This window comes from Thermovibrio ammonificans HB-1 (assembly GCF_000185805.1).
Taxonomy (GTDB): domain Bacteria; phylum Aquificota; class Aquificia; order Desulfurobacteriales; family Desulfurobacteriaceae; genus Thermovibrio; species Thermovibrio ammonificans.
Map to the genome: position 1 here is coordinate 1,302,433 of NC_014926.1, position 12,936 is coordinate 1,315,368.

General features: G+C 51.8%; 16 protein-coding genes. 9 read left to right on the forward strand and 7 right to left on the reverse strand.

Going from position 1 to position 12,936, the window contains the following annotated elements:
• The first annotated feature begins 3 nt into the window (after positions 1–3).
• The 5 genes from THEAM_RS06710 to THEAM_RS06730 are packed head-to-tail and all read left to right on the forward strand — an operon-like array spanning position 4 to position 3,705.
• Positions 4–876 carry an SDH family Clp fold serine proteinase gene (locus THEAM_RS06710; protein WP_013538080.1) on the forward strand — a complete coding sequence of 291 codons (873 nt, stop codon included), beginning with the start codon at positions 4–6 and terminating at the stop codon, positions 874–876.
• Between the two features lie 9 nt (positions 877–885).
• Positions 886–1,377 carry a CarD family transcriptional regulator gene (locus tag THEAM_RS06715; RefSeq protein WP_013538081.1) on the forward strand — a complete coding sequence of 164 codons (492 nt, stop codon included), beginning with the start codon at positions 886–888 and terminating at the stop codon, positions 1,375–1,377.
• Positions 1,377–2,354 (forward strand): PIN/TRAM domain-containing protein, encoded by a 978-nt coding sequence (locus THEAM_RS06720; protein WP_013538082.1) that lies wholly within the window; start codon positions 1,377–1,379, stop codon positions 2,352–2,354. Before THEAM_RS06715 ends, THEAM_RS06720 begins: the two co-directional genes overlap by 1 nt.
• Positions 2,351–3,052 (forward strand): 2-C-methyl-D-erythritol 4-phosphate cytidylyltransferase, encoded by a 702-nt coding sequence (gene ispD, locus THEAM_RS06725; protein WP_013538083.1) that lies wholly within the window; start codon positions 2,351–2,353, stop codon positions 3,050–3,052. Before THEAM_RS06720 ends, ispD begins: the two co-directional genes overlap by 4 nt.
• A gap of 2 nt (positions 3,053–3,054) precedes the next feature.
• Positions 3,055–3,705 carry a Crp/Fnr family transcriptional regulator gene (locus tag THEAM_RS06730; RefSeq protein ID WP_013538084.1) on the forward strand — a complete coding sequence of 217 codons (651 nt, stop codon included), beginning with the start codon at positions 3,055–3,057 and terminating at the stop codon, positions 3,703–3,705.
• On the opposite strand, the gene THEAM_RS06735 is transcribed toward THEAM_RS06730, so the two are convergent.
• The gene (locus tag THEAM_RS06735; protein WP_013538085.1) at positions 3,677–4,006 is read right to left on the reverse strand and encodes a nitrous oxide-stimulated promoter family protein; all 330 of its coding nucleotides are present in this window, start codon (positions 4,004–4,006) and stop codon (positions 3,677–3,679) included. The genes THEAM_RS06730 and THEAM_RS06735 overlap by 29 nt on opposite strands.
• 96 nt (positions 4,007–4,102) lie before the next feature.
• On the reverse strand, positions 4,103–6,058 hold the full coding sequence (gene cooS / locus THEAM_RS06740) for an anaerobic carbon-monoxide dehydrogenase catalytic subunit (protein WP_013538086.1): 1,956 nt from the start codon (positions 6,056–6,058) through the stop codon (positions 4,103–4,105).
• Positions 6,059–6,238: 180 nt separating this feature from the next.
• Between cooS and THEAM_RS06745 the strand changes: the two genes are divergently transcribed.
• The 3 genes from THEAM_RS06745 (at position 6,239) to THEAM_RS09670 (ending at position 7,516) form a co-directional block, all read left to right on the forward strand.
• Positions 6,239–6,610, forward strand: a complete 372-nt coding sequence (locus THEAM_RS06745; RefSeq protein WP_013538087.1) for a NifB/NifX family molybdenum-iron cluster-binding protein — start codon at positions 6,239–6,241, stop codon at positions 6,608–6,610.
• The gene (locus THEAM_RS06750) at positions 6,607–7,182 is read left to right on the forward strand and encodes a DUF1847 domain-containing protein (RefSeq protein ID WP_013538088.1); all 576 of its coding nucleotides are present in this window, start codon (positions 6,607–6,609) and stop codon (positions 7,180–7,182) included. The genes THEAM_RS06745 and THEAM_RS06750 overlap by 4 nt, the downstream gene beginning before the upstream one ends.
• Positions 7,183–7,375: 193 nt before the next feature.
• On the forward strand, positions 7,376–7,516 hold the full coding sequence (locus THEAM_RS09670) for a hypothetical protein (protein ID WP_013538089.1): 141 nt from the start codon (positions 7,376–7,378) through the stop codon (positions 7,514–7,516).
• Positions 7,517–7,567: 51 nt separating this feature from the next.
• Here THEAM_RS09670 and sfsA read toward each other — a convergent pair whose 3' ends face one another.
• A complete protein-coding gene (sfsA, locus tag THEAM_RS06755) occupies positions 7,568–8,269 on the reverse strand; it encodes a DNA/RNA nuclease SfsA (protein ID WP_013538090.1) in 702 nt (233 codons plus the stop codon).
• On the reverse strand, positions 8,247–8,894 hold the full coding sequence (gene cobC, locus THEAM_RS06760) for an alpha-ribazole phosphatase (protein ID WP_013538091.1): 648 nt from the start codon (positions 8,892–8,894) through the stop codon (positions 8,247–8,249). The genes sfsA and cobC overlap by 23 nt, the downstream gene beginning before the upstream one ends.
• A gap of 121 nt (positions 8,895–9,015) precedes the next feature.
• Here cobC and gltA point away from each other — a divergent pair, with 121 nt between their 5' ends.
• Positions 9,016–10,443, forward strand: a complete 1,428-nt coding sequence (gene gltA / locus THEAM_RS06765; protein ID WP_013538092.1) for an NADPH-dependent glutamate synthase — start codon at positions 9,016–9,018, stop codon at positions 10,441–10,443.
• Positions 10,444–10,462: 19 nt separating this feature from the next.
• On the opposite strand, the gene THEAM_RS06770 is transcribed toward gltA, so the two are convergent.
• From THEAM_RS06770 to THEAM_RS06780, 3 genes are read right to left on the reverse strand one after another with little or no spacing between them, the layout of a single operon-like run.
• On the reverse strand, positions 10,463–11,011 hold the full coding sequence (locus tag THEAM_RS06770; protein WP_013538093.1) for an RNA methyltransferase: 549 nt from the start codon (positions 11,009–11,011) through the stop codon (positions 10,463–10,465).
• A gap of 38 nt (positions 11,012–11,049) precedes the next feature.
• Positions 11,050–12,582, reverse strand: coding sequence for an ABC1 kinase family protein (locus tag THEAM_RS06775; RefSeq protein WP_013538094.1), 1,533 nt, complete (start codon positions 12,580–12,582; stop codon positions 11,050–11,052).
• Entirely contained in the window at positions 12,582–12,905 is a 324-nt protein-coding gene (locus tag THEAM_RS06780; protein ID WP_013538095.1) for a phasin family protein, read from the reverse strand. Before THEAM_RS06780 ends, THEAM_RS06775 begins: the two co-directional genes overlap by 1 nt.
• Positions 12,906–12,936 lie beyond the last annotated feature (31 nt).

The window sequence follows — 12,936 nt, forward strand, 5'->3', positions numbered from 1 at the left end:
CCTATGGCCCAACAGGGAGTTAGCCCGTTTGATATCTTCTGGATTATTATCATCTTCTTCTCTCTCTGGCCCCTTTTTCAGCAGAAAAACCTCGAGTGGGCAAGGCTTCGTTTAATCCGCGAGATAGAGAAAAAGAGGAAGTCCCGCGTAATAACAATGATTCACCGTCAGGAGCGGCTGGCGTTTATGGGCTTCCCCATAGTCAGGTTCATAACAATAGAGGACTCCGAGCGCGTTCTGAGGGCCATAAGGATGACCCCCGACGATATGCCTATAGACTTCATAATCCATACGCCGGGAGGCCTTGCCCTTGCGGCAACCCAAATCGCATCCGCCCTCGTTAAACATAAAGCTCCCGTAAGGGTCATAGTGCCCCACTACGCAATGTCGGGGGGAACGCTTATAGCACTTGCGGCAGATGAAATAGTAATGGACCCAAACGCGGTGTTGGGCCCCCTCGACCCGCAAATAGGGCAGTTTCCGGCACCCTCAATAGTGAAGGCCGTAAGGGAGAAGCTACAACAGGAGAAGGGAAGCGTTAAAGAGGAGAGCCTGATTCTTGCAGACGTTGCAGAGAAGGCACTCTTTCAGATGAAGCAGACAATAGAGAGAATTCTGGCATCTAAGGGTCACAGTCCGGAGAAGGCCAGGGAGATTGCCGACCTTCTTACCAGCGGTTACTGGACTCACGACTACCCTCTGACCGTGGAGGTACTTAAAGAACTGGGCCTGAAGGTCTCAACAGAAGTTCCGAAAGAGGTTTACGACCTTATGGAGCTCTACTACCAACCTTCAGGTCAGGCCTCCGTCCAGTTCATTCCAGTTCCCTATGGGGAGCCGAAGAAGGGGGAAGTGCCCGTCAGAAAACCGCATTAGGAGACTGCTGTGTTTAAAGTGGGAGACAAAGTGGCCTATCCCCCTCACGGCGTGGGCGTTATTGAGAGCACAGAGGTAAGGGTCGTAGGGGGAAAAGAGGTCACCTACTACAGAATCACCCTCCTGGGGAAGAACATGTCTATATTGATTCCCGAGGTAGGGCTCGAAAGCTCCGGCGTTCGACCAGTTCTATCGGAGGAGGAGATAGAGGAGGTTTTCAGCTACTTGGCCGAGAAGCCGACCAACATAAGCGAGAAGTGGACTATACGCCACAGGTTAAACGTAGACAGGCTGAAAACCGGCAACATCAGGGAGTTGGCAACTGTAGTAAGGAACCTCTCTTACAGGTCCAAGGACAAGGAGCTATCTTACTCAGAGAAGAGGATGTTCGAAGAGGCTTTCAGCAAGCTGGCAGAGGAGATAGCTCTATCGCTTGGGGAGCCGGTGAGAAAAGTTAAGCAGAGGATTCGCAAAATCCTCAAAGAGGCTCAGAAGTCGTGATGTCCAAGATTATCGGGGCATTCTTCCTGGTCCTTCTCCTTGTGGTTCTGATAGTTTTTAAGAACTACGGGTTTACCCTAACCCAGTCTCTCATTCTGAGCATTTTTATAACCGCCGCCTCTTTCCTCTTCTACCAGTTCGTTTTGAAAAGGCGGATAACGGTCAAGATAGTTGTCCTCTTCTCGGCAGGTTTCTTCCTGGGTCTATACCTGGCCAAGGGGATAACTCTATCGCTCTACTCGCTTTTCAGCGCTTTTCCCTACCTGCAGGAGATTATCTTTCTAACACTCCCCTACCTGTTTGGATTTCTGGCGGTAGAGGTCGGGAGGAAGCGGCCGCTTTCGGAGATTTTTAAAGATGAAGCTCCCCTTTACTGCTCTGTAAAGGTTGTAGATACAAGCGCCCTGATAGACGGCAGGGTTTACGAAATTGCGAAGATAGGGTTTATAGAGGGCAAGATAGTTATTCCGAGGTTCGTTTTAGAGGAGCTTCAAACCCTCGCCGACTCCACAGACCCGATGGTAAGAACAAAGGGGAAGAAGGGGCTCGAGATAGTCTCCAAGCTGAGAACCCTCGAAAAGCCCCCCGTGGAGATTTACGAAAGGGATTTCCCGTGGATAAGGGACGTTGACGCAAAACTGGTTGAGCTCTCCAAAAGGCTCGGGGCAAAGCTCATAACAACTGACTACAACCTAAACAAAGTTGCCTCCATAAAGGGAATAGAAATTCTCAACATAAACGACCTCGCAAACGCCCTGAAGCCAGTTGTTGCCGTTGGAGAAGAACTCGTGGTATTCCTCGTTAAAGAGGGTAAAGAGAAAAACCAGGGAGTTGGATACCTCGACGACGGCACAATGGTTGTAGTAGACAACGCCAAACACCTGATAGGACACAAAGTAAAAGTTTTGGTCAACAACATACTCCAAACTTCCGCCGGCAAGATAATCTTCGGCAGGCTGAAAGAGGTGGTGAAGTGAGGGTTGCCGTTGTACCCGCAGCTGGGCTCGGGAAACGCTTCGGAGGCAAAAAGCAGTTTTTCACGGTTATGGGAAAAAAGTTACTGGAGTACCCCCTGCTCGTTATGGAGAAGTCTGAACTTGTAGACGGCGTAATCCTCGTCCTCCCGGCCCAAGACTTAGAAACGGGCAGAGAGCTCCAATCCCGCTTCAGAAAAGTGGTAAAAATTGTAGAGGGGGGTAAAGAGAGACAACACTCTGTTTACAGAGGGTTACTCGCCGCAAAGGAGCTGAGCCCCCAAGAGGTGTTCGTCCACGACGGCGTAAGGCCCCTAATAACGCCGGCCCTCCTAAACGACCTTGTGGTGGCACTGTCGGACTATCAGGTAGAAGGGGTTATACCGGCGGTGAAGCCGAAAGAGACCGTTAAAGAGGCGGGAGCCCCCCTTGAGCCCGGCGACTTCATGGTAAACAGAACGCTGAACAGAGACAAGCTGCTGCTTGCCCAAACACCCCAGCTCTTCCGCTTCGACGTTCTCCTGGAGTGCCACAGAAAGGCCCTCGAGGAGGAGTTCATAGCGACCGACGACTCCGCCCTCATAGAGCGTTACGGGTATCAAACAGTGGCAATTCCCGGCGATTATAGAAATATAAAGGTAACAACCCCGGAAGACCTCAAAATCGTAGAGCTCTTTCTAAAGGAGTTCTACCTGGTGTAACCATGGTGAAGGAGTTTCTCAGACAGCTGCCGCTCTTTTCAAAGCTCACAGAGAGGCAACTGGAGGAGCTCTCCCGAATTGCGGTAAGCAGAAAGTTCAACAAGGGAGAGGTGATATTCCATCCCTCCCAAAAGGCCGACGCCTTCTTCATACTTAAATCGGGCAGAGTAAAAATATTCAAAACCTCCAAGGGAAAAGAGCAGATTTTAAGGATATTCGAACCTCCCATAATCTTTGGCGAAGCGGCAAGCTTCACCGGAGGCTACTTCCCCGCCTGGGCAGAAGCCGTTGAGGAGTCGGAAGTACTAACAATTCCCCGAAACCAGATGCTCAACCTCCTGAAGAAAGACCCGGAAGTGGGAATGAAACTACTGGCGGTTATGGCCCAGAGGTTGATTCACCTTACAAACGTTATAGAGAGCCTCTCGCTCAAAAGCGCCCTATCGAAAGTCGCAAGCTACCTCTACAGGAGAATGGAGGAAGAGGGAGAGAGCTTCAAATTCAGCACAACAACCGCCTCCCTCGAGCTGGGCCTTACAAAAGAGACCGTTTCCCGGATGCTCGGGAAACTGAAATCCCTCGGGGTTGTGGAGAAAAACGGAAGCACCGTAACAGTTAAAAAACCTAACGCTTTAAAAGACCTGGCCTCCTAAAGCGCTCCTTAATCTCATGACGGAGCCAGCCAAAGGGGTCGTAAATAAGCAGCCTGGGACCGCTAAAGCGCATAACCTCCTTAACCTTGCGCCGCATATTCGGAGAGTAACAGTGAACCGGACACTTCTTACAGGTGGGCTTTTCCTCACCGAAAGGGCACAAGTCGAGCCTCTTAAAGGCGTAGTTCAGTAGCTTCTCACACTCGGGACACAGCTCTCCCCGCCTGCTGCCGTGGCGCCTCCAACAGTAAATCTCAACCATACGGCGAATAGTCTCCTTCTCACGCTCAATAACCGACATGCTCTACCCCTAAAGGTAAAAATAAAAGGGCCCTCCCGAAGGAGGGCAAGCGGCGCGACGGAGGGAGGAGATGAAAAAAACGGGCCGAGAGCCTGCTTATATGCCAAGAAGCTCCCTCTTCTTCATAATGTGCTCCTCTATGCCGTCTGCAGCCTGAACCGGGTCGTCTCCAACTGCAATCTTACCGCCGGTAAGAGCCTCAACCTCCTCGGTAAGAAGCTTAACAACCTTATCGGAACCCGTAACCGGAGGAACGGGAGAAACGTGGGTGTAAAGCCCCATTGCAACCGCAGAGAAACCGTCGATAACGGCCTTCTGCTCCATATACTCAGGAGCGGTAACCGCAACCGGAAGCTGAGAGGGGTCAACCCTCAAGGCGTTTGCAATCGCAACAACGGTCATAATAATCCTCCCCGTGTCGGTACAGGTTCCGAAAGACAGAACGGGAGGAATACCGAGGGCCTTGCACACGCTTGCAAGCCTTGGACCGGCGTATTTATCTACAGCTTCCAAAGTTTCAAGGCCGGCCTTCTGAAGGCCCGCGTTACCGCAACCTGCACCTATAACGAGGATATCCCTCTTGATAAGCTCCTTGGCAATCTGAACGGTCATGCTGTCCTGAGGACCGTTACCGAGGGAAGTACAGTTAACCAGAGCGACAACCCCCTTAATGTCTCCGCTCTTAATAACCTCAAGCAGCGGGTCGAGGGTACCGCCAAGGGCTTCAACTATCGCTTCGGCAGAAAAGCCCACTATTGCATTCTGCTTAAAGCGGGAAACATCGGCCTTTTGAACCTCCTTACGCTCCTTAAAGTTCTCTATGGCCAGCTTAATAATCTCTTCAGCAACCTTAGCCTCGTTACCGGGCTTATACTCAAGCCTTATAGAGCCCGGAACCCCTATAATGTTAGACACTGCAATAAGCTTGAAGCGGTACTTATCGGCGTACTCCTTAAGGTTTGCAAGGGAGCAGTTCATATCCATAACAAAGGCGTCAACTGCACCGGTAGAGAGGAAGTACTCGATTGAAATCCAGTTGGAAGTTAAACCCGGGAAAACATCGCCACACTCAAGGCGGGCCATCATCTCCTGACCGGTCTCAATAGAGCCGACAATCCTTATCCCCTTAGCGCCGGCCTCCCTCGCCATCTGCTGGAACTTCTCATCCTGAGCGAGCTTCACAAGGGCCATTCCGACAAAAGGCTCGTGACCGTTGGGCAGAATGTTAACGTAGTCAGGGTCGAGAACGCCGAAATCAACGGTACACTGGTGGGGAGAAGGCGTACCGTAGAGAGCGTCCTGAATCATCTCCAGGGGAACGAGAGCACCAAAAGCAGAAGCCACACCGTTCCTGAGGGCTGCAAGGGCAAGAGTTACGTAGTCGCCGTCTATGTTGGTCATAGAGCGGGTAACAGAGTCAACGAGCTCGTTCATCGGCCCTTTTGGCATAATGCCCAGCTTCCTGAACACCTCCTTCCTGCTCTCGGGTGCCAACTTCTCAACGAAAACAGAAGTGTCGTTCTGAGAGAGGCTCTTCAAAACACCCTCGGCCACAGCCTCGGCCTTCTTGTCAAGAGGCAAGTTGGGGTCTACGCCCAAAACCTGCGCAAGGGCATCGATTTTGGCCGGGTCTTTAATCTCGTAAACGGTGTTGCCCCTTGCAGTTTCAAGTAGCGTAAGAGCAGCTTCCCTACAGTGGTAAGTGTAGGCGGCAAGGCCCATATTCGCCTTGATGAGGAGGTTCCTCATAACAATACCGTGAGCGTCTATACCGCAAACTCCCCTGGGGGTCTGCGGAGTTATACGGCACGGTCCCATTGAACAGAGCTGACACGAAACCCCTTCCTTACAGAACTTACACCTGACCTTCTCCATTGCCTCAAAACGGTCTGCAACGTTCGAGAGGCCCGCCTCCTTTACCTGCTTGTACATGTAGTTAACGCTCTCGTGGAAAGAGGGCATCTTGATTCCTACCCCTTTGGCAAGGTCGGACTCAACGCAGAAGTTCTCCTCCTTCTTACCCCCGTTCCCTTTCTTAAAGAACCCAAACATTGAAACCTCCTTAATTTTGTTTTCAACTTTAATGTTACCCTCGGCAAGTTGAAAAAGGTTTGACATTCGTCAACGATGATTAGAGTTCTATAAACTTGTGCAGATTATCAGTAGTTAAGCTGTATCACACGCCTTATATTTGAGTTACACAATTAAATCTTTCTCTGAAGGAGGATAACTATGAAAGTGGCAGCTCCCGTACTGGAAACAGAGGTAAAGGGAAAAAGGCTTATTAACGCTCACTTCGGCAAATCGAGCCTGTTTGCCGTTGTCGATACCGACTCCAACGCCGTTGAAATCGTTGAAAACCCCGGCCTTCACGTTCAGAGGGGAAGGGGAATCTACATAGCCCAAATGTTCAAGGAAAAGGGAGTAGAAGCCGTCCTTGTAAAGGAGATGGGTCCGGGAGCATTCGACAAAATAAGAAACGGCTTGGGTATAAAGGTCTACCTCGTACCGGAAGAGGTTAAGTTCTTAGACGAAGCATTAGAGCTATTTAAGAAAGGAGAGCTTCCGGAGCTCACCGAGCCCAACGAGGAGGAGCACAGATGAAGTGCCACAACTGCAACTCCCCCGACTGTTACAGGGGAGGCAAAGTGTGTGCCCCCGGAGGCGAAGAGCTCCTCAGGAGCTTAACTCCCGCCGAGGAGCAGATGCTCAAAGTGGCATCAGACGTTGAGCGGGAATTCTACTGCAAACTTACACGTGTTGAAGAGCTCATAGAGTTCTCACGGCGAATGGGGTTTAAAAAAATCGGCGTGGCCTTCTGCATAGGGCTCTTTGAAGAGACCAGAGTGCTGGTAGAATACCTGGAAAAGGCCGGGTTCAGCGTTTTTTCTGCAGCCTGCAAAGTTGGAGCCGTAGATAAATCCCTCCTAAAAATCGAGAAGATGAGACCCGACTCCTTAGAAGCCACGTGCAACCCGGTGCTTCAGGCCCAGGCTCTAAACAGAGCAGGAACGGAGCTGAACGTGATAGTCGGGCTCTGCATAGGTCACGACATCATCTTCCAGAACCACTCCAAGGCACCCACAACAACGCTGATAGTTAAAGACAGGGTCCTTGCCCACAACCCGGCGGGAGCCATATACAGCAACTACTACAAGAGGAGACTCGGAGGTTAAAAAAAAGGGCCCCCAACCGCTTTGGGGGCAGCCCAAACAGTGAGGAGGGAGAGATGGAGCATCTGGGAAAGAAATAATAGGCGGCCTTTGTGAAAAAATCAAGAGTGGCTCCTGATAAAGTCGGTGAAGGTTAAGACATAACTTCCTTAAAATTAAGGGTATCAACCGACACAAACAGACAAAGCGAGGGGATATGACAGAGTACCGGAAAATCCTTGAAGCCTGGATAGAGTATTTGGAGCTGGAGAAGCTTCACAACTTAAAAATAGACGCTTCAAAACTCTCAGAAGAGAAACGGAAAAAAACCTACAAACTGGAAGCGATTTCTTCGTAGCCAAACATGATTAAAATTCTCAGGAAAGTGAAAAAAGAAGGAATCAGTATGTCATACAGGGATTTCCTCGACAGCCCAAACCTCTCCGCTCAACGGCTTAAGGACAAGGCGGAAGGCGAAAAAGTCCACTCCTGAGAGTTTAGCCTCACTAAAAACTTCGGCAAAAGCCGAGTCGGTCTCGGCATTGGGACGGAGAGAAAAACAGCTCCTAAAAGCCAGGAAGAGAACTCCCGCCCTGAAACCTTCTCTTTTAAGCCTAATCAGCTCCTCAAGGTGCTTCCTGCCCCTCTCGGTAGGAGCATCGGGGAAAAGGCATACCCCCTCTTTTACCAAGTTGCACCCTTTAACCTCGAGATAGAAGTCCCCGTCAATTAGAAAGTCTATTCGGCTCCTTCCCCTTTTAACCTCACGCAGAATCTCCTTAGGCTTAAACCCAAGGCAGCCGGCCTCTATTAGACCTTGGGCGATTTTAGGATGAACCTGGGTATTTATCAGGACCCACTCACCTCCACTCTTAACGGCAACCACTTTGTAATCGAGCTTCCCGCGGGGGTTGGGTGCAAGTAAAAGGGGAGCCCCCTCAACCAGGAGCTCCCTGAGCCTTCCCGTATCGGAAAGGTGGGCCTTTTTCAGCTCGCCGTTTACAAGCAGGAGAACGACAAACCGGTTGAGCCTCTCAACAAAAGTTCCAAAGGTGAGCTGTCCAAACTCCTCTTTTAGGTCTAAAACTTTAAAGGGACTTCTGAACCTCAAAGTCTATGTCCTTCCCCAAATGGCCGGTTGCGTTCGCAACGTGAACCACAACGTTTCCGGTTTCGGGGCTGTACTCAAGAACCGTAATTCCGCAGTTTGCCTGTTTAAAGGCCCAGAACTTATTAAGGTCTACCCCGAGGAGGTGGCACATGAGAACCTTATTTGTGGCGTCGTGCCCCACTATTACAATCAGGTCTTCGTCGGAGTGGGAAGAGACAACCTCGTTAAAAGCCTTAACGGCCCTGTCGTAAACGTCCCGAAGGCTCTCCCCTCCGGGCATTTTAACCTCTGCCGGCCTTGTGCGCCAAAGTTTAAGAAGTTCCGGGTACTTCTTCTCTACCTCGGAGGCAAGCAGACCTTCCCACTCGCCGTGGTCTATCTCCTTAAACCCTTCCTTTACCTGAACTTCAAGGTTGTGGTGTTTGGCAATCTCTGCAGCGGTATCGCGGCAGCGGGAAAGGGGACTCGAGTAAACGGCCTTTACGGGGAATCCTTTCAGGGCCTCGCCCACTCTTCTCGCCTGCTCTTTACCCTCCTCGTTCAGGGGGATATCCATCTTTCCCTGGTAACGCCCCTCGGCGTTCCATACGGTTTTTCCGTGGCGAACGAGTATTATCCTGGGCATCCTCAACCTCCGGCTCGAATGTGGCCAGAATTATACAGAAGGTGTTTTTACAAAACTGAAACAGTTCAGATAAAATTGTCTCGAGAAAGGAACTACCTACACGAGGAGGAGGATGAAAGAGATGAAAAAGCGCCTTGACAGGTGGATGGACAGGATGCCCATGCCCGTTCTCCCTCCGGATGTGAGGAAGAGAGTATTTAACGAGTACGTTCTCGGCTACGGACACACGGCGGCAAAAGACGAAGCCATAAGGTGCCTACTGTGCAAAACTCCTACCTGCATGGACTCTTGCCCCGTAAACAGCAGAATCCCCGAGTGGATAGAGACAATCCAGAAGGAGAACGTGTTAGAAGGTTACAAAATCCTGAGGGACAGAAACCCGTTCAGCTCCGTGTGCGGAAGGGTGTGTCCCCAGGAGAGGCTGTGTGAGAGCACCTGTATACTGCTAAGGAGGAAGAACGGAGAGGCCGTTGCAATAGGCGGGCTCGAAAGGTTCATCGCCGATAACGTAAGGATGTCGGGCGTTGAGTGGAAGGATGAAGTTGAGCCCGACACCGGTAAGAAGGTTGCGGTAATCGGCGGCGGGCCGGCAGGACTTGCGGCTGCCTACTTCCTGAGGAAGAAGGGCCACAGCGTTACCATATTTGAAGCTCTCCCCTACCTGGGCGGCGTGATGCGCTACGGAATCCCCGAGCCCCGCCTCCCGAGGGAGGCTCTCGACTGGGACATAAACCACATAATCAACCTCGGCGTTGAGGTTAAAACCAACTGCGTTGTAGGCGAGGACATCACCCTCGACCAGATAAGGAAAGAGTTCGACGCGGTCTTTATAGCGGTAGGCTCCGGAAGGGGTAAGAAGATGAATATTCCCGGAGCCGACCTTAAAGGGTGTTACTCTGCAATTGGATTCCTAATGAAGGTGAACACAGGTGAAACCCACCCGTTACTTGCACCGGAGAAGGAGGTTGAGCTTCCCCAGGATAAGAAAGTGATAGTTGTCGGCGGAGGCTTTACAGCCGTTGACTGCGCAATAGTTGCGGTAAGACTGGGGAACGACGTTGAGGTGGTTTACAGGCGTACAAAGGACTCCTCTTCGGCCCGGGAGGACGAGTGGGAGATGCTGGAAGAGGAGGGCGTAAAGATAAACTGGCTCACCCAGCCGGTAGAGGTGATAGGCGACGAAGAGGGCAAAGTTAAAGCCCTCAAGTGCGTTAAGATGAAGCTCATACCTCAGGAGGGCAGAAGGCCAAAAGTTGAACCCATTCCGGGCTCCGAGTTTGAGATACCGTGCGACGTTGTAATCTTCGCCGTAGGACAAGGCGATAACCCCACCGCCTACAAAGACCTCGAGGGACTCAAGATAGATAAGTGGAACAACCTCTCTACGGTAGATGAGGAGTTCAGAACCAACGTAGAGGGTGTTTGGGCCGGCGGCGACGTGGTAAACGGCGGAGACTTGGTTGTAACGGCCATAAAACACGCCAAAATTGCGGCCCAGTCTATCCACAAGTACCTGACAACCGGCAAGTGGGAGTACAAAGGGGAGTAGCCTTCGGGGGCTCTCCCCCTTACCTTCCCAGCAACCTGTCGAAGATTATCGAGGCGGCAGAGCGAACCGACAGGTGGTTGTAGTCGGTAGGCCCCTCTATCGGTTCAAGGATGTAGTCAGCCTGTTTTATAAACTCTTCGGTTAGTCCCCAACCGGTTCCAAAACAGATTATCAGGTCTTCGGTTTTCAGCCTGTCCCGCAGGAAGTCGTAAGAGACAGCCCCGGGGTAACGCTTGGCAGAGGTAACAACAACTTTGGGTTTTACGCCGTCGAGCTCTTCTATTCTCTTCAGGGCATCTTCAAAGTAGGGAACGGCCTCTACAAGCTTTAAGGCCTCCCACCGTTTGGGGTTGTACTCTCTGCCGTGGCCTCCCTGCCAGAAGGAGAGGAGCTTCCTGGCAAGCCACAGGTGGTTCTCTATCGGCTGAACGATAAAGTAGCGCTTTACCCCGTAAGTTCTCGCCGCTCTCGCTATGTCGTGGATATCGAGGGTGGTCAGGGAAGTTGCAACAACTTTCCCCGACTTGTTGTAGACCGGGTAGTGGAGAAGGGCAGCGTAAAGGGCCATTTTAAGCTCCTCTGCAAGTTTTGGACTCTATTATAGAGTTACTTTCTCGTAACGGGGACGGCCCTCTTGGCCATTTTGTAAGAGAGGAAAAGGGCCGGCAGGTAAACGGCAACCAGCTTCGGAGTAAAAACGAGAACCAGGGAGAAGCCCAAAAGGGCAAAACCCCAAAAAATCGAGAAGGTGGTCTGCTCGGGCTCCTTCTCCACCTCTTTTAAGAGGGAGGGTAGCTCCCTTACAAGCTCCCCGTAGGAGAAGAGCAGGTTCATCCCCTCCCGCTTCACCATAGAGACGGCAAAGCAGGGAGCCACCTTCATAAGGTAGGGCTTGAGAAGGGGAGGCAGCCTGAAGTCGGGATAGATTAGGCGGGCTATCGATTCGGTATGGGCGATGGTTTTCATAAGGACTACAAGCTCTTCCGGCAGAACTATTTTGAACCGCCTGGCGGTTGCAAGCTCCTCGTAGAAGAGCTTCTCGGCGTCTATCTGGGAGAGGGGCTTGTTGTAGTACTTATCCAGAAACACCAGAATTTCACGCTTCAAGAGCCGCTCGTTCACTTTGTCGGGAAGGGCCCCTATTCTCCTCAGGGCAGCAACTATGAGATCGGGGTCGCGGTTCATAACTCCCACGGAAAAGAGGAAGAACTGGTTCAAGGTGTCGGGGGAGAGCCTGCCGACTATGCCGAAGTCGACGAGGGCTATCCGGCCGTCGTCGAGGAGGAAGACGTTGCCCGGGTGGAGGTCTCCATGGAAAACCCCGAGCTCGAAAATCGTCCTGTGAACGATGTTAACAAAACGCCTTGCAAGCTCCTCCCTCTCTTTACCGGTGAGGCCCGCCCCGGTGAACTCTGTCAGCTTCTTCCCCTTAACAAACTCGGTAACGAGAATCCTCCTACCAGAGAGCTCCCAGATAACCCCGGGGACAAACAGGGAGGGTTCTTCGGCCGAGAATTTCCTGAAAAGCTCCATATAGGCGGCCTCTGCAGAGAGGTCGAGCTCCGAAAGGAGCATCCTCTCTATCTCGGAGACTATCTGCGGCAGCCTGAACTCCTTGAAGAACGGGACAAAGAGGGTAAGGAACGAGACGCTCCGCCTGAGAATTGCAACGTCTTGTTTTATCAGCTTCTCTGCCTGGGGCCGGATAATCTTAACCGCCACTTCCTTGCCGTTTTTAAGAACGGCCCTGTGAACCTGGGCAACCGAGCCCGAACCTATCGGCTCAGGGTCTATTCGGCGAAAAACCCCTTTAAGCTCGGGATAGGCAGAGAGGAGCTCCTCGAGGGGCTGGGGCGGAACTCTGTCCTGGAGCTTCTCAAGCTCCTTTATGAACTCGGGAGGCAGTATGTCTACCCTGGTGGACAGGAGTTGCCCCACCTTAACGAAGGCCCCACCTAAACGCTCAAAGGCGACCCTTACCCTTACGGGCTGAGGGAGGTTCAAAAGCTCCCTGTAAGGGTAGAAGAGCAGGAGGGCAACGGCCTTTGCGAGGGGCTCTCCCACCAGGGAGGAGACGTGCTCGAAGGCGCAAAGGTAGGTGAAAGCGATAACCTGCCAGAGGCGCTTGAAGCTCCCCATCAGTCGGTTCCCTTAGAGAGCTTCTCCTTCAGCTCTTTCAGCTCGCTCTCAAGCTTCTCAAGCCTGAGCTTCAGCTCCTCAAACTCCTCCCTCGTAACAACGTTCAGCTCCTTTAAAGCCTTGGCAACCTCTTTGGCAATTAACTCCTTCTGCTTTTCGAGGCTCTCCTTAAACTGCTCCAAGAGCTTCTTCCCCTCTTCCTCCGTAAGTTTTCCCTTCTCCTCAAGCTCCTCTATGAGCTTCTCGACCTTTTCCGAAACGAGGGCTATGGCTCCAATCTGGAGCAGTGCAACCTTCTTAACAAACTCGGAAGGCTTTAACATGGCCACCTCCTAATCGATTTAGTTTTCAGAT

Excerpts from the sequence above, each read along its gene's own strand:
- THEAM_RS06710 (WP_013538080.1), top strand. The coding sequence starts at position 4 with ATGGCCCAACAGGGAGTTAGCCCGTTTGATATCTTCTGGATTATTATC.
- THEAM_RS06720 (WP_013538082.1), top strand. The coding sequence starts at position 1,377 with ATGTCCAAGATTATCGGGGCATTCTTCCTGGTCCTTCTCCTTGTGGTT.
- THEAM_RS06730 (WP_013538084.1), top strand. The coding sequence starts at position 3,055 with ATGGTGAAGGAGTTTCTCAGACAGCTGCCGCTCTTTTCAAAGCTCACA.
- THEAM_RS06735 (WP_013538085.1), bottom strand. The coding sequence starts at position 4,006 with ATGTCGGTTATTGAGCGTGAGAAGGAGACTATTCGCCGTATGGTTGAG.
- cooS (WP_013538086.1), bottom strand. The coding sequence starts at position 6,058 with ATGTTTGGGTTCTTTAAGAAAGGGAACGGGGGTAAGAAGGAGGAGAAC.
- THEAM_RS06745 (WP_013538087.1), top strand. The coding sequence starts at position 6,239 with ATGAAAGTGGCAGCTCCCGTACTGGAAACAGAGGTAAAGGGAAAAAGG.
- THEAM_RS06750 (WP_013538088.1), top strand. The coding sequence starts at position 6,607 with ATGAAGTGCCACAACTGCAACTCCCCCGACTGTTACAGGGGAGGCAAA.
- THEAM_RS09670 (WP_013538089.1), top strand. The coding sequence starts at position 7,376 with ATGACAGAGTACCGGAAAATCCTTGAAGCCTGGATAGAGTATTTGGAG.
- cobC (WP_013538091.1), bottom strand. The coding sequence starts at position 8,894 with ATGCCCAGGATAATACTCGTTCGCCACGGAAAAACCGTATGGAACGCC.
- gltA (WP_013538092.1), top strand. The coding sequence starts at position 9,016 with ATGAAAAAGCGCCTTGACAGGTGGATGGACAGGATGCCCATGCCCGTT.
- THEAM_RS06770 (WP_013538093.1), bottom strand. The coding sequence starts at position 11,011 with ATGGCCCTTTACGCTGCCCTTCTCCACTACCCGGTCTACAACAAGTCG.
- THEAM_RS06775 (WP_013538094.1), bottom strand. The coding sequence starts at position 12,582 with ATGGGGAGCTTCAAGCGCCTCTGGCAGGTTATCGCTTTCACCTACCTT.
- THEAM_RS06780 (WP_013538095.1), bottom strand. The coding sequence starts at position 12,905 with ATGTTAAAGCCTTCCGAGTTTGTTAAGAAGGTTGCACTGCTCCAGATT.